We start from the raw sequence: 20659 nt of genomic DNA, 5'->3' as shown, positions 1-20659 counted from the left end.
TATTTCTTGATTAACTAAACATTTAGTTATAGCTTTAGGATATCAAAATCCTACACGCTATGATCAGGAATTATTTAAAAATTGCGGTACGTACCCTTTTAAAAAACAAAGGTTTTACATTTATTAATATCCTTGGTCTGGCCTTGGGTTTGGCTATTTGCCTGCTTATTATATTTTTTGTGGTTGATGAATTAAGTTACGACCGGTACAATACCAAATGTGAAAACATATACCGGGTAAATACCGATCTTAAGTATAACGGAACTGTATCATATTTTGCAGGAAGCCCTATCCCGCTTGCCGACGCGCTGATGAGGGAGTTTCCGGAAGTTGAAAAGGCCGTGCGGATAACCCCCGCTGTAAACATCCGTTTCAAGAAAGGAAATGAAACTGTGAGGGAAGACGGAGCTACTTTTTATTGCGAGAACGGCATTTTTGATATTTTCACCTTCCCCATGCTTTCCGGGAATCCTAAAACAGCATTAACAGAACCGAATGCCGTTGTCATTACCGAATCGATGGCTAAAAAATATTTTAACCGTACCAATGTGGTAGGCGAAACGCTTTTCCTGATTACCGATAGCAGTAACCATAAAGTAACCGGTGTAATGCGCGATATGCCCCAGCAATCACATTTTAAAATTAATTTCCTATTGGCTTCATTTCCTGTTGGAAAAGGCAATTGGAACAGCATCAGTCCGTTCAAAACTTATATATTGCTCAAACCCGGAACCGATCAGAAACGCTTTGAGGCAAAACTTAATCCCTTAATGGATCGAAACCTGGTTCATACCGATTTTGATTATAAAAAGTTTAAATCGAGCAGCAATTATTTCAAGCTTAGTTTAATACCACTAAAGGATATCCACCTGCAATCGAACCGGCAGGGAGAGCTTGGCATTAACGGCAACATACAACACATCTACATATTTTCGGCGGTAGCGATATTTATTTTACTGCTGGCCTGTATCAATTTCATGAACCTTTCTACAGCCCGCTCCGCTAATCGGGCACGCGAGGTTGGGGTGCGCAAGGTGTTGGGTTCATCGCGCAGGCACCTGGTTTTCCAGTTTTTAGCCGAATCATTAATAGTAACTTTCGTGGCGGCCTTGATAGCTGTGCTGACTGCCTGGGCTTTGCTCCCGCTTTTCAATCATTTTTCAAATAAGGAATTAAGCATAACACCTCAAACGTTAAGTTGGTTACTGCCCGCTTTACTCATCATTGTACTATTCGTTGGTATTTTGGCAGGTTCATACCCGGCATTTTTCCTGTCGGCATTTCAACCGGTTGATGTTTTAAAGGGGAAACTATCCGCCGGTTTTAAAGGCGGCACACTCCGGAGTACCTTGGTTGTTTTCCAGTTTTCTATATCCATTTTTCTCATCATCGGCACGCTGGTTATTTATAATCAGCTGCATTATATTCAAAACAAGGATCTTGGCTTTAAGCGCAGCCAGGTATTAACCATTAACAGTGTAAATACCCTCAATAATACCAAGCTGTTTAAACAGCAAATTAAACAATTGCCGGGTGTTGTGAATGCCACGTTAACCAGCTATTTACCTGTTGGAGGTTACCGTTCGATTGGTTTTATATCTACCGATCAAAACAACGGACAATCTACCCAACTCTGGAAAGTGGATGAGGATTATTTAAACACAATGGGTATCGAGCTAAAAAGCGGGCGTGGATTTTCTGCCCAGTTTAAAACAGACTCCACAGCGGTAGTTATTAATGAGACAGCAGCCAAAATATTAGGCTATCACGGCGACCCTGTCAACCAATCACTTTATACAGGTGTAGGAAATGATGTTAAGAAAAAATATATCGTTATAGGCGTGGTAAAAGATTTCAATTTCAGTTCGCTGCGCGATAACGTAGAACCATTGGTAATGGTAATGGAAAACGATTGGCTGGCCCGCTTAAGCGTACGCGTAAACACGCATAACCTACCGGCGATGTTAGCGCAGATAGAAGCTACATGGAAAACAACAGCCCCGCATGAGCATTTTGAATATTCATTTATGGATGCCGATTTTGACGCCCTTTACCGAACCGAGCAGCGCATGGGAAACCTTTTTGTGACATTTACTACCCTGGCTGTTTTTATAGCCTGCTTAGGTTTATTTAGCCTGGCAGCCTACGCAGCAGAGCAGCGTAATAAGGAAATTGGCATACGCAAAATATTGGGTGCCGGCGTTTCCACCATAATAACTATGCTTTCTAAAGATTTCATCAAGCTGGTTTTCATCTCTATTATCATAGCTACGCCGCTGGCCTGGCTCATCATGAACAAATGGCTGCAGGGATATGCTTACCGACAAAATATCCAGTGGTGGATGTTGCTTTCGGCAGCCGCGGGCGCGTTGGTTATTGCCTTTGTTACTATCAGTTCACAATCATTTAAAGCCGCACGCAGTAACCCGGTTGATAGTTTAAGGAGCGAGTAAGCATACAATCGTCAGAGGCACCTTTCCAGTCTCCTCATGATCTCTTTCAGGAGACCCTGAGGAGACAAAAATATTAAAAGCACTTAGCCTAACCCCTTGCAACATATCATCCAAAAGTGATTTTCTTACAGCAATACAACCAACTTTCATATTTTCCTTATTTTTGATAGTTATATGCACACCGGATTTGAAATTTACTTGAAGGAGAATATGCAACTGTCTGATGATGAGATCAGACTAATCTACTCCTTTGCCGATGAAAGAAAAGTGCGCCGCAAACAAGTGTTGTTGCAGGAGGGTGGAGTATGCCGTTTTAAAATATTCGTTTGCAAGGGCCTGTTACGCACCTACCGTACCCGCGAAGACGGCACCGAACATATCGTTCAGTTTTCGCCCGAAAATTTTTGGGTTACCGAGCCGGATAGTTTGCATAATGATACCCCCTCCCGTTATTATATTGATGTGGTAGAAGACAGCGAGATCATGTTCTGGACTAAAAATGATTTTAATCTCCTGTTTGCGCAGATCCCCCGCTTAAAATATTTTACCGAACGGCTCATTTCCCGCAACGTAACTTTAGGCCGCGATCGCATCTTTAGCGCCATCAGCGCCACACCCGAAGAAAAATACGATGAGTTTGTACAAACCTACCCTACTGTATTCGCACGTGTGCCGCTGCACATGATCGCCTCGTACCTCGGGCTTTCGCTCAAAACCCTTAGCCGTGTGCGGCACGCCCAGCTTAAACGATAATAATTTCTAAAAAAGCATACTACCCCGGCACCCCAGGTCTTCTATTATAGATCTTCTGTAATCGCCTTCCTATGTTTTATCCCCCAATCCGCAAGGTCATCAATGATAGTTTGCAAGGTTTTGCCGTATTCGGTTAAATTATACTGAACCGTAACAGGCTGAGTATCTAAAACAGTCCGTTTTATCAGTTTATTCATTTCCAGTTCCTTTAATTCCTTGCTCAGCATTTTGTTTGATATACCGTGAACATCATTCAATATATCAGAAAACCTTCTTTCGTTATAATAACAAATGGATGAGATGATGGAGATTTTCCATTTTCCGCTCAATACATCCATGGCATCGTGCACAGCCATGATTTCCTTTTTGTGTCCTACAAGACATACGTTGTCAGCCATAAGTTACTTAGTTACCCTAATGTTACTGTTACTTTTTGTTACAAAGTAACCAAAATAAACTTCAGTATCCTATGTTTGCATGGTAAACAATAAAAAAATTTAATCATGAATTTCAATAATAAAAACGTAGTTATAACAGGCGGAACCACAGGGATTGGATTAGCCACCGCAAAAGCATTTATTAACGCCGGGGCAAACGTTTGGATTACAGGCAGGAATGCCGAAAATTTACAAAAGGCAGCCACAGAGATCAGCAGTGCAAAGTTGAAAACAATAGTTTCGGATACTTCAAATTTGGCAGATATCTCAATCTTAGAAAAAGCGATCGCGGAAAACGGAGAAAAAGTAGATGTTCTTTTCCTTAACGCTGGTATAGCGGTATTTACGCCGATTGAATACGCAACAGAAGTAGATTTTGACGCGCAATTTAACACCAATGTGAAAGGTCATTTCTTCACGTTACAAAAGCTCATTCCGCATTTGGCAAACGGATCGGCCGTTGTGTTCACTTCATCAACGGTAGCAACCGCTTCAAATTCAGGAACCAGTGTTTATTCGGCAACCAAGGGCGCGTTAAACAAAATTGCCAATATCGCGGCAAACGAATTGGCCGAAAGAAATATCCGCGTAAATATTATTAGTCCAGGCCCGGTTCAAACACCAGGGTTAGAGTACGCGGTACCCGCGGAAGCGAAGCCGCATTTAGCTGCCGCTACAGCGATGCAAAGATTGGGTGATCCCGATGAAATTGCAAAAACAGTATTGTTCCTGGCTTCTGACGATGCCAGTTTTATTACCGGTACGGAACTGGTAGCTGATGGCGGCTATCTTACTTACGGACTAAAATAATTCAACAATAAGCTAAACACAGAGAACGGCAATTGCGATATTTTACTGCAATTGCTGTTTTTGTATCTGTCCTCTTCAGCTACCGCGAAATTAGCGCAGCGTATCTCGTGGGATGCATGTTTGAAGCTTCCAGCTTTCACCGATTGTTCGGCTGAAAGCTAAAGCCAAGTACCCACGAGTTGGAAATTCGCAGAAGCGGCAAATCACCTAAATAAAAACAGCGTCAAATGTCCTCTTTTCCCGGAGCGGTATTGGCCAATTTTGAATCGTTAAAAACGATTTAATTTTTATTTATCTAATTCAAAAAAACATGCGTGTATTTGTAACAGGCGCTACGGGCTTTGTAGGCTCGGCCGTTGTTCAGGAATTATTAAGCGCGGGGCACCAGGTACTTGGCCTCACGCGTTCAGATGCGGGCGAAAAAGCCCTTATCGCTGCTGGTGCCGAAGCGCACCGCGGTGATCTCACCGATCTCGAAAGTATACGGTCTGGGGCAGCCATGGCCGATGGCGTGATCCATACCGGTTTTATTCATGATTTCACCCAATTTAAAGCCAGCTGTGAAACAGACAGGCAAGTGATACAGGCGATAGGCTCAGTGCTTAGCGGATCCGATCGTCCGTTTATTATTACCTCTGGCACCGGACTGCTTAGGGGCAACCCAAAGGCTACGGAAGATATTATACCCAATTTCGATGCCTCATCTTTCCCCCGCGTAGCTACAGAAGAAGCCGCAATGGCCATAGCGGCCCAGGGTGTACATACCATAGTATTACGCCTGCCACCTACCGTACATGGCGATGGCGACCACGGCTTTGTACCGGTGCTAATTGGTATTGCCCGCGAAAAAGGGGTTGCGGCTTATGTGGGGGAGGGCCATAATCGATGGGCAGCTGTACACCGCCTGGATGCAGCCCGCTTATACCGGCTCGCTCTGGAAAAAGGAGCTGCAGGTGCCAGGTATCATGCAGTTGCTGAAGAAGGTGTACCCTTCCGCGACATCGCAGGAGTGATCGGCAGGCAACTGAATGTACCTGTTGTGAGCAAAACACATGAAGAAGCCAATGAGCATTTTGGCTGGTTCGGCCATTTTGCAGGTATGGACAACCTGGTTTCCAGCGTCCAAACCCGCGAGCAACTAGGCTGGCAACCAAACGGCATCACCCTTATTTCCGATCTGGAACAGGGAACTTATTTCAAATCCTGAAAAGGACAGCATCAAATTACATGGTCATGTTGCGCTCTGCAGCATGACCATGTAATTTGATGCTATCTCCTCTCTTAAAAAAATAAGCTAATGTAGCTTATTCAAGTAATATGAAAGCACTTTCATATTACTTGGCCGCGAGGCATCTGGTGAAATAATCTTACCTTCTTTATTAATAATTAAATATCTCGGTATAGGAAAGCCTTCTTCTTTTTTCAGGGATAATATTTCCATTAAATTCTTCTTAAGATCACGCCCCCTTCTTGGCGCAGGTCTTGCGTTGTAGTCCAGTGGGTAAGGGGTCACTTGTGACCTAAGCACAAAATAAACAGTCGTTATTTTCATTTACAATAACCTGTTCTCCCTCTGCCCCCCAATATCCACCAATTAAGACGGAGGATTTTCCTTATTAGAAACCGCTAAAACGTTAAACAGTTAATTATATTACATTATACTAAAAATATTACATTTTTTTTGTCTACGATCAATAAGTTTCCATAACTTAATAAAATATTTATAAAGTCTTGCCAACATTATAATTTTTTTATTAACATTTTTTAAACCCATTCAAAATGATCAAAAAATTTACTTGTTTAGCGTTCACTTTGCTCTTTATCTTTTATGGAGCTCTCAGTTTTGCCCAAACACGCAAAACTGTTACGGGCACCGTAAATGACCCGGAAGGCAATCACCTCGCTGGTGTATCCGTTTCTGTAAAAGGCGGCAACGCGTTAACATCAACTGATGTTAACGGACATTTTTCGGTATCCATTACACCATCCCAGGCGTTATTGGTATTCAGTTATCTTGGCTTTGCAAAAACCGAAATTGATGTAAGCAACCAAACCACGGTTGCGGTTACTTTAAAAAAATCATCCTCAGACCTTACCGAAGTTACGGTGACAGCCTTGGGTATCAAGCGCGAAAAAAAGGCACTGGGCTATGCTGCCACCAGAATTACCACCGATAAGCTGCAGGATGTAGGCTCGCCCATTAATGCGTTTACCTCACTTTATGGCCAGGCGCCGGGCGTACAGGTTACCGGGACTGCTTTAGGGCCGGGTGGTGGCATAAACATACGTATACGCAATGCCGTATCTATGAATGACCAGGTTAACACCATGCCCTTATTTGTTATCGATGGCATACCGATGGTGAATGGCATTTCAGGCGGCAGCGGATTTATAAGCGGTGGCAATGTAAGCATCGATCGCGGTACCGGTACTGGTTTAAATGACCTGAATATCGATGACATTGAATCCTTCGATGTTTTAAAAGGTGCCAAGGCCTCTGTACTGTATGGCGCTGCCGGCGGCAACGGGGTAATATTAATCACTACAAAAAGTGGTAAAAACAAACCCGGATTTGGGGTGGAAGCCAATCTTACATCTTCGGTAAACAGGCCCTGGGTACAGCAGAAGTTTCAAAACGAATTTGGGTCTGGCTTCCCCGTGCCCTGGGGGGTATACAATTATGGCACTCAACAGGATGCTGAAGGCTTTTATCTAAAAAACGGAAAGCAGGCATATGCCCCTACCGGCTATAACTTTGGCCCCAAAATGGATGGACGCCAGATATTGTGGTATGATGGTGTGATGCGCCCCTATTCTCCACAGCCTAACAATATCAATGAAATATACCAAAATGGCTACACCAATTCTGCTAATATAGCGGTAGCGGGTGGCGGCCCTGATGCCAACATACGCTTTTCTTATACACATGACGACTATAAGGGTATATTCTTAGGCTATAAGATAACCAGTAACAATTTTAACCTGAGCGCCAATGTTAAGGTTACCAACCGGGTGAGGTTAAAACTGGTAAGTACTTATAATGCCACATTGAATCATAATTCACCCGCCCAAAACCAAAACGCGTTTGTAACTTATGGCTTGCCCAGGCAGCTGAATATAGGTTTACTCAAAACCCAGATAGTTGATCCGGCAAGTGGTTACAACTGGTTTAATGTAAATAATCGTACCTCCTTATTTAGTCCCGGTGGTACTACCCGCAGTGATTTGGCCGATAAATATTTCTGGGATCAAACCCAAAATTCGCACAACCTTACCCGTAATCACTATATCAATTCGCTTACGGTTTCTGTTGATCTTGCTAAAGGCCTTAGTTTGGATGTATTGGGTGGCTTTGATATGGTAACTACATTCAAGGAGGATAAAAACAAGGTGGAAACGCCGCTGTTCTTATCTGCAGATGCATCTCTGCATGGTATATATTCCAGGGCCGACACCAAGGATATAGGCTATAATGGCCAGGCTATTTTAAGTTATAATACAAAATTCGGCAACGATTTTAGCTTTTATGCCAACCTTGGCGGGGTAGCCCAGCGCACAAATAACAGGTATAGCTCTTTGGCAACAAATGGCGGATTTGTTGTACGCGATTTCTTCTCGTTAACAAATTCATTGTCAACAAATTTAACTACAGGATCGTCGCGCGGTTCTGACCGCCTTTATGGCGCGCTGGGTTCTGCACAAATTGGTTATAAAGACTGGTTATTTGTGGAATTTTCGGGCCGTAACGACTGGACCTCTATTCTGCCCCCGCAAAATAACTCCTATTTTTATCCGGGTGTAAGCGCCTCATGGATATTCTCTGAGGCATTAAAAATGCCTTCATGGTTAAGTTACGGTAAATTGCGTTCCTCATTCGCCGATCTGGGTACACCGGGGCCGCGTTATTTCGGAAACAACACCTATACCCTTGGCAATTACGGAGGAGTAATTACCTTTAGCGCTCCTGGCAGTTTAGCCCCGGTTGATCTGAAACCCGAAAAACGCAGAGAGCTGGAAATTGGTATTGAAACAAAATACCTTAAGAACAGAATAGGTTTAGAATTTAACTATTATCATAATACCCGGTATAATTCAATCATCGGTGTATCCATGGCCGCTTCAACAGGTGCCGACGCGCTTAAAATAAACGCGGGCAAAATAGTATCCAACGGTTTAGAAGTACAACTAACCGGCACCCCTGTACTTACTAAAGATTTTCAATGGAATATTACCCTAAATGCCAGCAAGGACAGGCCGGTGGTAAAAAAATTATACCCGGGCATTACCGTGCAAACCCTTACCGGTTCAATAGGTTCAAGCCAGGGCGCTACTGTAGCCGCTCCGGTAAACCGGCCATGGGGAACTATCTTAGTGCACCCTTATGCCACCGATCCTAAAACCGGGCAACGCCTGGTAGGTGATGATGGTTTGTACTATACCGATCAGACCAAAACAGTAGAGGCCGGAAATGTTTTGCCCAGTATTAACGGTGGTTTGATCAATAATTTCAGGTATAAAAACTTCTCGCTGCAGGTTAATATGGATTACCAGTTTGGAAGCAGGATGTTTTCATTAACCAATATGTATATGATGGGCAATGGCTCGGGAGCCAATACCCTGCAGTATCGCGACGCGGCACATGGCGGTTTGGCTTACTATGTAAACAGCGATGGTGCTTTTGTGCCGGCGAATGGCGCGGTACCGGCTAACGCTAAATTTAATGGAACAGTTTTTCATGATGGCGTTATTTTGCCTGGTGTAAAGACAGACGGCACCCCCAATAACACCATCATTACAGCAGCCGATAAATACTCCTACTATTGGAGAAGTTTTATAGACATACAGCCCGATGTTATCTATAAAAACGATTACATCAAGGTAAGAAACGTAGTACTATCTTACCAGTTACCCGCAGCCGTGGCGCGTAAGCTTAGGTTACAAAGGCTTTCTATTTCGGCTTTTGCCAATAACCTGTTCTATATACATAAAACCATGCCTAACGTTGATCCGGAATCATTTAGCGGCACCAGCAATGTGTATTACGAAAACAGTGCCGATCCAAGCACAAGAAGCTTTGGCGCAACTTTAAGGGCATCATTTTAAAACTACATCACATGAAAACAACATATAAAAACATCCTTAATTACCTTATGGTAATTTGCCTGTTAACTATCATAAGCAGTACCCTCTCCTGCAAAAAACAATTGGCAGCAGAATATAATAACCCCGATGGGTTTACAAAGCCAACCATTGAGGGAAGTTTTTCGAATTTATTGCAGCAAGGCGGCTTGTTCAGGCTGGATTATGGCGAATGGTACCATGTTTGGAGCGAATATTTTAACCAGATGCTGAGCGCCGGCGGTGTAAACAGTGTTTCCCTGCCCGCTAATATCAATATACAAACGGACCCTTATACTGGCGCGTATTCAAAACTGCGGTCGGCAAGAGATGTCAGCATTTATGTGAACCAGCTTCCTGCAGATCAGCAAACCAGCTATCAGCCATTTTTATGGACCACCAGCATTGTTAAAGACTATATATTTTACAATTTAACAGACAAATGCGGTTCTGTACCGTATGTTGATGCCATGAAGGTGCAGGACGCGGTATTCGCACCTAAGTTCGACAGCCAAAAGGCAATTTACGAAGCTTTGTTAGCCGATCTGAAGGATATTTCGGGCAAACTAAAAGGGTATCAACTAAGCACCTCCGATCAAGTTGCGCTAACCTTTCAACAGTATGATGTATTATTTAAAGGCAATATGAGTAAGTGGCGCGTATTTGCCAACAGTTTGCGCATGCGCCTGGCTTTACGTTTAACCAATGTGGAACCAGATCTGGCCAAATCAACCATCAGTGACGTGCTGGCTGATGGTGCGTATATACAAAGTGCCGCCGATGATATAACCATAGTTGATTTAGACCCCAATCTGACAGCAAGAGGCTATAATGGCAGTGGTGCTATCTACAGAACTTTTTTGGAGCAGAGAGGTGTTTTGTTTTTGCCTCAAAAAATGATGGAGGTATTGAAAAAAACGGGGTTGCCAACCGATCCGCGTTTAATGGTATTGTTTCAGCCCGACATGAATGGCAACTATTCTGTTATGCCAACAGAAGGAGCAGATGTAGCGCTTATTAGCGATTTGGTAACCACCCAGGATATTACCAAAACATTTCCGGCTCTGTACAACCGCACCACTTTTGAAACAAATTTTGCCATGCCGCAACAGATCATCGCCTCTACCGAGGTGCATTTAATAAAGGCGGAAGCCGCGGTAAGATGGCCCGATCTCGGCATCAACGGCGCTACCGAATATCAAAAGGCAATTCAGGAGTCGATAGATTATTATTACGCCATTAACAAGTTAAATCCGGGCGGCGCGAGTTTGTCCTTGCTACCCGCCGCCCAACCGGCTAAACCTAATCAGTCGGTTATCGATGCTTTTCTGGCTGCCAAGGTTGCTGAATTTACAGCTGCAAGCGACCAGGAAAAAAAGGGATTGATCTCCGACCAACGATTTGTTCATTTTAATGTGGTAAATGAATACGAATTGTGGGCAGATAACAGGCGTTTGTTTAAAGAATTAGGTGCAAGGGTAATTCGTTCACCAAAAAACATGAAACAAATGGAAAGGTTCCCTTACCCGGCAAGTGAAGCCGCGAACAATACAAATTTTTCATCTGTAATTAAAGATAACAACTACACCACCCCTGTTTGGTGGACCGGAAGATAGTTTGGGATTTTAAATATTTATAGCCGTTTAACTTCCCACAATTTTTCCGTATATTTACAATACACGGCAGCCCGTTTCTCATCAACAAAAAGAGAAACGGGCTGTTTAGTTAAGAGAAAAAGGAACCCCCAAACCGACCGTTTGGTATCATGTACCTTTTCTCAAAATCAATAATTCAATAATTGAAAAATGAAGGCAGTTGTTATCACCCATCCCGGCGCTCCGTCCGTTTTGCAAATTGCCGAGAGGCCCAAACCCGGTTGCGGAACCAATGAGGTATTGGTGAAAGTGATGGCCGCCGGGGTTAACCGCCCCGATGTAAAACAACGCGAGGGTAAATACCCTCCTCCGGCTGGCGTGGTAAAGGATATCCCCGGTTTGGAAATAGCGGGCACTGTGGTAGAAATCGGCACGGAAGTTACCCAATGGAAAATTGGGGATAATGTTTGCGCCCTGGTAACCGGAGGCGGCTATGCCGAATACTGCAACGCACCGGAAGGTCAATGTCTGCCTGTACCAGAGGGGCTTTCCTTTATAGAAGCAGCCTCGCTGCCCGAAACGTTCTTTACTGTTTGGAGTAATGTATTTGACCGTGGGAATTTAAAGGGCAATGAAACCTTGCTGGTTCACGGTGGCTCAAGCGGCATAGGAGTTACAGCTATACAAATGACAAAAGCGCTGGGTCACCAGGTATATGTTACCGCCGGCTCCGATGAAAAATGCCGCTTTTGCGAGCAATTGGGCGCTGCCAAAGCCATCAACTACAAAACTGAAAGCTTTGCCGATGTCATCAAACAACTCACTAATGATAAAGGCGTTGATGTAATACTGGATATGATAGGCGGTGATTATACTCCTGGTAATATCCAATCGCTGACTGTGGAGGGCCGCCTGGTGATGATCAATACCATGAAAGGCAAAGACGCCCAGGTTGATCTGGCCCAGGTGATGATGAAACGGCTGGTGATCACCGGCTCTACCCTAAGGGCAAGGGACGTGGCGTTTAAAGCTGCCATCGCTCAAAACCTGCAAAAAAATATCTGGCCGCTGCTGGCATCGGGCCAAATAAAACCGGTCATCTATAAAGTTTTCAAAGCCGAAGAGGCAGCACAAGCTCATGAGCTGATGGAAAGCAGCAAACACACAGGGAAAATTGTGTTGAGTTTTGCGGATTAAAAACCTGAAAACAGGTGTGCAGAAAATATATGCAAAAATGTTGACGTTGCTATTTAAATATTTGGATAGAAATCTTAACTTTGCGCCTCTGAAATAGCATCTTATATTTTAACAGTAACAACTATTTCGCAGAAAAATTCTTTAAAACACCAGGTTATATATGCCAAACATTGGAAAAATATCACGGATCATTGGTCCGGTAGTTGACGTAAGTTTCGCTGATGATGCTCATCTTCCTAAGATTTATGACGCGTTAGAAATCACGAAAGAAAATGGCCAAAAAGTAATTTTAGAAGTTCAACAGCATTTGGGTGAAGATCGTGTACGTGCGATCGCGATGGATTCAACAGACGGATTGCTACGTGGCATGAAAGTGTTGGATACCGAAGCCGCTATTAAAATGCCGGTTGGCGAAAACATTAAAGGCCGCGTATTCAACGTAGTTGGTGATGCCATTGACGGTATTGCTAACTTAGATAAATCTAATGGTCGCCCTATCCACAATACCCCTCCTCGTTTCGAGGATCTATCTACCGAAACTGAAGTATTGTTCACAGGTATCAAAGTTATTGACCTGTTAGAGCCTTACGCTAAAGGTGGTAAAATTGGCTTGTTTGGCGGTGCCGGTGTAGGTAAAACCGTATTAATTCAGGAATTGATCAACAATATTGCCAAGGCTTATTCTGGTTTATCAGTATTTGCCGGTGTAGGTGAGCGTACCCGTGAAGGTAATGACCTTTTACGCGAGATGCTTGAATCGGGCATTATTAAATATGGCGATGGCTTTATGCACTCGATGGAAGAAGGGGGTTGGGATTTAACTAAGGTTGATACCGAAGCACTGAAAGAGTCAAAAGCAACATTCGTTTTCGGACAAATGAACGAGCCTCCAGGTGCACGTGCACGTGTGGCTTTATCAGGCTTAACCATTGCCGAGTATTTCCGTGATGGTGAAGAAGATGGCAAAGGCCGTGATATCCTGTTCTTTATCGATAACATCTTCCGCTTTACACAAGCAGGTTCTGAAGTATCGGCGCTGTTAGGCCGTATGCCGTCAGCGGTAGGTTACCAGCCAACACTGGCTACCGAGATGGGTACCATGCAAGAGCGTATCACCTCAACTAAAAGAGGTTCAATCACATCAGTACAAGCAGTTTATGTACCTGCGGATGACTTGACCGACCCTGCGCCGGCAACAACCTTCGCTCACTTAGATGCTACTACTGTACTTTCACGTAAAATTGCCGAGTTAGGTATCTACCCTGCTGTGGATCCATTGGACTCTACATCACGTATCCTTAGCCCAGCTGTTTTAGGCGACGAGCACTACAACACTGCTCAACGTGTTAAAGAAACTTTACAACGTTACAAAGAGTTACAAGATATTATCGCGATCCTGGGGATGGACGAGTTATCTGAGGAAGATAAACTGGTTGTATCACGTGCGCGTCGTGTTCAGCGTTTCCTGTCACAACCATTCCACGTGGCCGAGCAATTTACCGGCTTAAAAGGTGTATTGGTTGATATCAAAGAAACTATCAAAGGTTTCAACATGATCATGGACGGCGAAGTGGATGAATATCCTGAGGCAGCTTTCAACTTAGTAGGCAGCATCGAAGACGCCATTGAAAAAGGTAAAAAACTATTAGCAGAAGCTAATAACTAGTAGCAAGTAATTAGTATCAAGTAGCAAGATCAAAACAGCCTTGCTACTTGGTTTAACTTTATTTACTTGATACTTGATACTAAATACTTGATACTAAAAACATGACATTAGAAATTCTTACTCCCGACAAAAAAGTATACGAGGGCGAAGCCACATCGGTAACCGTTCCTGGTACTTTGGGATTATTTGAAATATTAAACCACCACGCGCCTATCATCTCTACTTTACAGGATGGTAAATTAACCGTGCGCGGTGGCAGCGCTGCTAAAGAAGAGGTTTTCTTTATTAAAGGTGGTGTGGTTGAAGTATTAAACAATAAGGTCATTATTCTTGCTGAAGGCATTCAGCACAAATAGTCCTTATACCTACATTCACAAAAAAACGTCCGGGTATAATACCCCGGACGTTTTTTTTTGACATTTTTTTTCGACAGGGGATTTTGCAAACTATGTCAACCAGCAATTGGCGTAGAACCATGAGCTGGAGATTAACTCAATAAGCAAAAAGTGGGTTTACATGGTTTACACTTTTCATGGTTAACATGGGCATAAAATATTGATAATTAACAATATATATTTTATTTCCTCAAAAAAGTGTAAACCATGTTTTTGGGATAATATTATTGGCTAAACATCAATTCATAAGTAACACGACATTAGCCGACACTGAACAAACTGAATCCTTTTTTTATCGGCCCCTGCTTAAAAGTTGTTTAAATTAACGGAGGTAAATTTTAAGGCAAATTATATATAGCATAAAGCAACATCATTAAGCAACAATTACACCATGCAAAGCAACCCGATTTTCACAACTTCTGAACCAACTTTGGCCATTTCAGGCAGAAAATCGACAACTTGCTATGCATGCATAAAAAATGTACCGAATACCGTTTTGAACTTTGGTATATTTTACAACATACATTATTGCTATATTTTTATTTAAAACAGAATTAAATTTCATATTTACAATAAAAACAACATAAAATACTTTTTTCGAAAAAATATTTGTAGGTATTGCTATTCTTTATTGCTATATCTACCTTACAAATACAGATTCGTACTGTACGAATAAACCAGGATCAAGAGACAGAATTATTTACAAATTAGGCTATCATACCAAATAAAATGAGTTCATCATCAGATACTACAGCGGCTATAGAATTGAATAAGTACAGCAAAACTTTTACACAGGACGAAACACAACCTGCTGCAAAGGCCATGCTATACGGCATAGGTTTAACCGACGACGATATGGAAAAAGCCCAGGTCGGCGTAGCCAGCATGGGTTACGATGGTAACACCTGCAATATGCACCTGAACGATCTGGCCAAACTGGTTAAACAAGGTATCTGGGATCAGGATCTGGTAGGCTTAATATTTCATACCATTGGCGTAAGCGACGGCATGAGCAATGGTACCGAAGGCATGCGCTACTCTTTAATGAGCCGCGATATCATTGCCGATTCTATTGAAGCCGTTACCGGCGCGCAGTATTATGATGGTTTAATTACTTTGCCGGGTTGTGATAAAAACATGCCGGGCTCTATCATGGCTATGGGCCGCTTAAATCGTCCATCAATCATGGTGTACGGTGGTACTATTAAACCTGGTCACTGGAAAGGTGAAGATCTGAACATTGTATCGGCATTTGAGGCTTTGGGCAAAAAAATTGCCGGCCAGATAGATGATGTTGATTTTATGGGTGTAATTAAAAACGCCTGTCCAAGCGCGGGTGCTTGTGGTGGTATTTATACCGCTAATACCATGGCTGCAGCTATCGAAGCCTTGGGTATGAGCTTGCCCTATTCATCATCAAACCCTGCATTAAGCGAAGATAAAAAAGCAGAGTGCCTTGCCGCTGGTAAAGCGATCAAGGTATTGCTTGAAAAAGATATTAAACCGTCAGACATCATGACCCGCAAAGCATTTGAAAATGCGATGGTAGTGATCATGGTACTGGGCGGCTCAACCAACGCAGTATTGCACTTGATAGCCATGGCCAAAAGCGTTGACGTTAAAGTAACTCAGGACGATTTCCAGGAGGTAAGTAACCGCATCCCTGTACTGGCCGATATGAAACCAAGCGGTAAATACATGATGGAAGACCTGCACAATATTGGCGGTGTGCCAGCTGTAATGAAATATTGCCTGAGCCAGGGATGGTTACATGGCGATTGCTTGACCGTTACCGGTAAAACCATCGCCGAGAATCTGGCTGATGTTCCGGAGCTCAGCTTCGAAACACAAAAAATAATTTTCCCGGCTACCAACCCTATTAAAGCTACCGGTCACTTACAAATATTATACGGAAACCTTGCCGAAGGTGGCAGCGTAGCCAAGATCACCGGTAAAGAGGGTACCAGCTTTGAAGGCCCTGCCCGTGTATTTGATGGCGAGTTTGAGTTGATACATGGTATACAAAGCGGTCGTGTTAAAGCCGGCGATGTGGTAGTTATCCGCAACGTGGGTCCTAAAGGTGCTCCGGGTATGCCGGAGATGCTGAAACCAACTTCGGCCATATTTGGTGCGGGCCTGGGTAGCTCGGTAGCATTAATTACCGATGGACGTTTTTCGGGCGGTACACACGGTTTTGTAGTGGGCCACATTACACCAGAAGCTTATGATGGCGGCGGTATCGCTTTTGTAAAAGACGAGGACCGGATATTTATTGATGCCGTTAACCGTACCATCAACGTAATCATCAGCGACGAAGAATTTGCTGCCCGTAAAGCAGCCTGGAAACAACCTGCTTTAAAAGTAAGCAAAGGTTTATTATACAGATATGCTAAAACAGTAAGTACCGCTGCCGAAGGTTGCGTAACTGACGAAATGCCATAGCCCCCCACCCCTTGAAGGGGGAATAAAAGGGCTAATAATAAAGAACTAAAAACAATAAACATACAACATAATACCCAACACTATGGAAGTTGCACAGGAAACACTAACTACACCCGCACCAACAACAGCGGTAGAAGTTTCAGGATCAGTAGCATTATTGGAGGCATTAATTGTTGAAGGTGTTGATACCATCTTTGGCTACCCGGGTGGCGCTATCATGCCCATCTATGATGCTCTGTTTGATTATAATGATAAACTGAACCACATCCTGGTCCGTCATGAACAGGGCGGTATCCATGCTGGTCAGGGCTATGCCCGCACATCAGGTAAAGTGGGTGTTGTATTCGCAACCAGCGGTCCTGGTGCTACCAACCTGGTAACCGGTTTGGCCGATGCGCAGATAGATAGTACCCCATTGGTATGTATCACCGGGCAGGTATTCGCCCATTTGTTGGGTACCGATGCTTTTCAGGAAACCGACGTGATTAACATCACTACCCCCGTAACCAAATGGAACTACCAGGTAACCGATGCCAATGAAATTCCGGAGGTTATTGCCAAGGCATTCTACATCGCCAAAAGCGGTCGCCCGGGACCTGTATTAATTGATATTACTAAAAACGCGCAGATACAAAAATTCAGCTATCAGGGTTATACGCAATGCAACCATATCCGCAGTTATCGCCCAAAACCCATTGTTCGTTCTGAATACGTACAAGAAGCTGCCGAACTGATCAATCAGGCCAAAAAGCCGTTTGTAATTTGGGGCCAAGGCGTTATTCTGGGTGGTGCAGAGCAGGAATTTAAAGCCTTTGTTGAAAAAAGCGGTATTCCTGCAGCATGGACCGTTTTAGGCGCTGGCGCTATCCCTACAGAGCATCCTTTAAACGTGGGTATGCTGGGCATGCACGGCAATTACGGCCCTAACGTATTAACTAACGAATGTGATGTACTGATTGCTATCGGTATGCGCTTTGACGACCGCGTAACCGGCAGGTTAGATAAATATGCCAAGCAAGCCAAGGTGGTGCACCTGGATATTGACCCGGCTGAGATCGACAAAAACGTAAAATCAACTGTACCGGTATGGGGCGATTGTAAAGAGACCCTGCCTATGCTGACCAGGTTGATAGAAGAAAAGAAACATACCGAATGGCTGAATACTTTTAACGAATACACGCAGAAAGAAGTTGAAGCCGTAATTCATGACGAACTAAACCCTACCACCCCGGAAATGACCATGGGTGAGGTGATCAAACAATTGAATGAAATAACCAAAGGCGAGGCTATTATCGTAACCGACGTAGGTCAGCACCAGATGGTGGCTTGCCGTTATGCCAAATTCAATAAAACACGCAGTAACGTTACCAGTGGTGGTTTAGGTACGATGGGTTTTGCCTTACCTGCAGCTATCGGTGCTAAATTTGGTGCCCAGGATCGCACCGTTGTCGCTATTATTGGCGATGGGGGTTTCCAGATGACCTTGCAGGAATTAGGTACTATTATGCAAACCGGCATCGATGTTAAGATCATCATCCTGAACAACCGTTTCCTGGGCATGGTTAGGCAATGGCAGGAACTATTTAATGAGCGCCGTTATTCGTTTGTAGATATCCAAAGTCCTGATTTTGTTGCACTGGCAGCAGCATATAAGATCCCTGGAAAACGAATTGACGACCGGGCAGAACTTCCGGCAGTATTAAATGAAATGCTGAACACCAAAGGATCATTCCTTTTAGAAGTAATGGTAACTAAAGAGAACAACGTGTTCCCGATGGTGCCGCAAGGATGCAGTGTAGCCGAGATCAGGTTGAAATAATTACAGCCTATAACCTTTAAAATAGCAATCATGAGCAATCAAGATACAGAGAAACAAGAATTTAACATCACGGTTTATACCGAAAACCAGATAGGCCTGCTAACGCGTATAGCCATTATATTTTCGCGCCGTAAGATCAATATCGAAAGCCTGAACACTTCTCCTTCAGAGATCGACAAGATTCACCGCTTTAACATCGTGATAACCGAATCGGAAGAAGTGGTGCGTAAGCTGGTTCGCCAGATAGAAAAACAGGTAGAGGTATTAAAAGCATATTATCATACCAATGCCGATGTGATATGGCAGGAATTAGCGTTATATAAGGTATCAACAGATGTTATCGCCGAAAAGGTAAGCGTTGAACGCTTGCTGCGCGAAAACGGCGCACGTGTGGTTGTATTGCGTAAAGATTATACCGTATTTGAAACCACCGGCCACCGTGAGGAAACTGACAATTTGATCAGTATATTGCAGCCTTATGGCCTGATTGAATTTGTACGTAGCGCCCGTGTAGCTATTATTAAAGACAGCGATGGCTTTAACCGTAAACTGCGCGAATTTGAACGACTGGAACCAGGTGAGGATGTGATAGAAAACGAATATCTTAACCAGGGCGAAAAAGTATTTACGATGTAATAAAAAGGCTGAAAGCCGAAAGGTTAAAGCTAAAAGGTGAATAACAAACTCAGTGAAATCCCGTATAAAATCGGTGAAATCAGAACAAATAAACTTTAAACAAATCTGTGAAATCACCCTCAATCGGTGAAATCATCAAAATCAACAAAATAAACAAAACAATGGCAAAATTAAATTTCGGCGGTACTGAAGAAAACGTAGTAACCCGCGAAGAGTTTCCTTTATCAAAAGCGCAGGAAGTATTGAAAGACGAAGTTGTAGCGGTAATTGGCTACGGCGTTCAAGGTCCTGGTCAGGCATTAAACCAAAAAGACAATGGCATCAATGTAATTGTTGGTCAGCGTAAAGGCACTAAAACATGGGATAAAGCAGTAAGCGATGGCTTTGTACCCGGCGAAACACTTTTTGAAATTGAAGAAGCTCTGGAAAGAGGAACTGTAATTTGCTATTTATTAAGTGATGCAGCTCAGATCGCCCTTTGGCCAACCGTTAAAAAACACTTAACTCCAGGTAAAGCATTATACTTTTCTCATGGTTTTGGTATTACTTTTAACGAGCAAACCGGCATAGTTCCTCCAGCTGATGTTGACGTATTTTTAGTTGCTCCTAAAGGTTCAGGTACTTCATTGCGTCGTATGTTCCTGCAAGGCCGTGGCTTAAACTCAAGCTACGCTATTTTCCAGGATGCAACTGGTAAAGCATTTGAGCGTGTTATTTCATTAGGTATCGCGGTAGGTAGCGGTTACCTGTTTGAAACCAACTTCAAAAAAGAAGTATATAGCGATTTAACCGGCGAGCGTGGTACACTAATGGGTTGTATCCAGGGTATCTTCGCTGCTCAGTACGATGTATTACGCAGCAAAGGCCACTCACCATCTGAGGCATTTAACGAAACTGTTGAAGAGTTAACCCAATCATTAATGCCATTAGTTGCAGAAAATGGTATGGACTGGATGTATGCCAACTGCTCAACTACTGCACAACGCGGTGCGCTTGACTGGTGGAAAAAATTCCGTGATGCTACAAAACCAGTATTTGAAGAATTATACGAAAGCGTAGCTACCGGCAAAGAGTCACAACGTTCTATCGACTCAAACAGCCAGCCAGACTACCGCGAGAAACTGGATGCCGAATTAAAAGAATTACGCGAAAGCGAATTATGGCAGGCAGGTAAAACTGTACGCAGCTTACGCCCTGAAAACCAGGTTGTAGAAGCGTAATCCAAGTATCAGGCAGTTAGTATCAAGTATCAAGACCTTTTGATTTGCTGATACTAACTACTTGCTATTATAATGATATACCTGTACCATGTATCAGGCTCGCGCAAATTACTTGATA

14 protein-coding genes are annotated in these 20659 nt (G+C 43.4%); 13 read left to right on the top strand and 1 reads right to left on the bottom strand.

What is annotated here, in order from left to right; all coding sequences use genetic code 11:
• The first annotated feature begins 59 nt into the window (after nucleotides 1–59).
• Nucleotides 60–2453 carry an ABC transporter permease gene (locus ACTJKG_RS19675; protein WP_440740198.1) on the top strand — a complete coding sequence of 798 codons (2394 nt, stop codon included), beginning with the start codon at nucleotides 60–62 and terminating at the stop codon, nucleotides 2451–2453.
• 174 nt (nucleotides 2454–2627) lie between these two features.
• On the top strand, nucleotides 2628–3206 hold the full coding sequence (locus ACTJKG_RS19670; protein ID WP_172338064.1) for a Crp/Fnr family transcriptional regulator: 579 nt from the start codon (nucleotides 2628–2630) through the stop codon (nucleotides 3204–3206).
• A 44-nt stretch (nucleotides 3207–3250) separates the two neighbouring features.
• On the opposite strand, the gene ACTJKG_RS19665 is transcribed toward ACTJKG_RS19670, so the two are convergent.
• A complete protein-coding gene (locus ACTJKG_RS19665) occupies nucleotides 3251–3562 on the bottom strand; it encodes a winged helix-turn-helix transcriptional regulator (RefSeq protein WP_440740197.1) in 312 nt (103 codons plus the stop codon).
• 147 nt (nucleotides 3563–3709) lie between these two features.
• Here ACTJKG_RS19665 and ACTJKG_RS19660 point away from each other — a divergent pair, with 147 nt between their 5' ends.
• The 11 genes from ACTJKG_RS19660 (at nucleotide 3710) to ilvC (ending at nucleotide 20541) form a co-directional block, all read left to right on the top strand.
• Nucleotides 3710–4453, top strand: coding sequence for an SDR family oxidoreductase (locus ACTJKG_RS19660; protein WP_172338066.1), 744 nt, complete (start codon nucleotides 3710–3712; stop codon nucleotides 4451–4453).
• A gap of 310 nt (nucleotides 4454–4763) precedes the next feature.
• Nucleotides 4764–5660 carry an SDR family oxidoreductase gene (locus ACTJKG_RS19655; protein WP_440740196.1) on the top strand — a complete coding sequence of 299 codons (897 nt, stop codon included), beginning with the start codon at nucleotides 4764–4766 and terminating at the stop codon, nucleotides 5658–5660.
• 572 nt (nucleotides 5661–6232) lie between these two features.
• Entirely contained in the window at nucleotides 6233–9556 is a 3324-nt protein-coding gene (locus ACTJKG_RS19650) for a SusC/RagA family TonB-linked outer membrane protein (RefSeq protein WP_440740195.1), read from the top strand.
• A gap of 11 nt (nucleotides 9557–9567) precedes the next feature.
• The gene (locus tag ACTJKG_RS19645; RefSeq protein ID WP_440740194.1) at nucleotides 9568–11187 is read left to right on the top strand and encodes a SusD/RagB family nutrient-binding outer membrane lipoprotein; all 1620 of its coding nucleotides are present in this window, start codon (nucleotides 9568–9570) and stop codon (nucleotides 11185–11187) included.
• Between the two features lie 189 nt (nucleotides 11188–11376).
• Nucleotides 11377–12363 (top strand): NAD(P)H-quinone oxidoreductase, encoded by a 987-nt coding sequence (locus ACTJKG_RS19640; protein WP_440740193.1) that lies wholly within the window; start codon nucleotides 11377–11379, stop codon nucleotides 12361–12363.
• Nucleotides 12364–12523: 160 nt separating this feature from the next.
• Complete coding sequence (gene atpD, locus ACTJKG_RS19635; protein ID WP_172338069.1) at nucleotides 12524–14029, top strand: F0F1 ATP synthase subunit beta; 1506 nt, start codon at nucleotides 12524–12526, stop codon at nucleotides 14027–14029.
• Nucleotides 14030–14130: 101 nt separating this feature from the next.
• Nucleotides 14131–14385, top strand: coding sequence for an ATP synthase F1 subunit epsilon (gene atpC / locus ACTJKG_RS19630; RefSeq protein WP_076374640.1), 255 nt, complete (start codon nucleotides 14131–14133; stop codon nucleotides 14383–14385).
• A 768-nt stretch (nucleotides 14386–15153) separates the two neighbouring features.
• Nucleotides 15154–16866, top strand: coding sequence for a dihydroxy-acid dehydratase (gene ilvD / locus ACTJKG_RS19625; protein WP_172338070.1), 1713 nt, complete (start codon nucleotides 15154–15156; stop codon nucleotides 16864–16866).
• Nucleotides 16867–16948: 82 nt separating this feature from the next.
• A complete protein-coding gene (gene ilvB / locus ACTJKG_RS19620) occupies nucleotides 16949–18685 on the top strand; it encodes a biosynthetic-type acetolactate synthase large subunit (protein WP_440740192.1) in 1737 nt (578 codons plus the stop codon).
• A gap of 30 nt (nucleotides 18686–18715) precedes the next feature.
• Nucleotides 18716–19321, top strand: a complete 606-nt coding sequence (gene ilvN / locus ACTJKG_RS19615) for an acetolactate synthase small subunit (protein ID WP_172338072.1) — start codon at nucleotides 18716–18718, stop codon at nucleotides 19319–19321.
• 161 nt (nucleotides 19322–19482) lie between these two features.
• On the top strand, nucleotides 19483–20541 hold the full coding sequence (ilvC, locus tag ACTJKG_RS19610; RefSeq protein ID WP_172338073.1) for a ketol-acid reductoisomerase: 1059 nt from the start codon (nucleotides 19483–19485) through the stop codon (nucleotides 20539–20541).
• Nucleotides 20542–20659: the final 118 nt, after the last annotated feature.

It is taken from the genome of Mucilaginibacter sp. 22184 (assembly GCF_052045695.1).
Classification (GTDB): Bacteria; Bacteroidota; Bacteroidia; order Sphingobacteriales; family Sphingobacteriaceae; genus Mucilaginibacter.
Note: the sequence above shows the minus strand (reverse complement) of the source record. Positions and strands in the feature narration are given on the sequence as shown.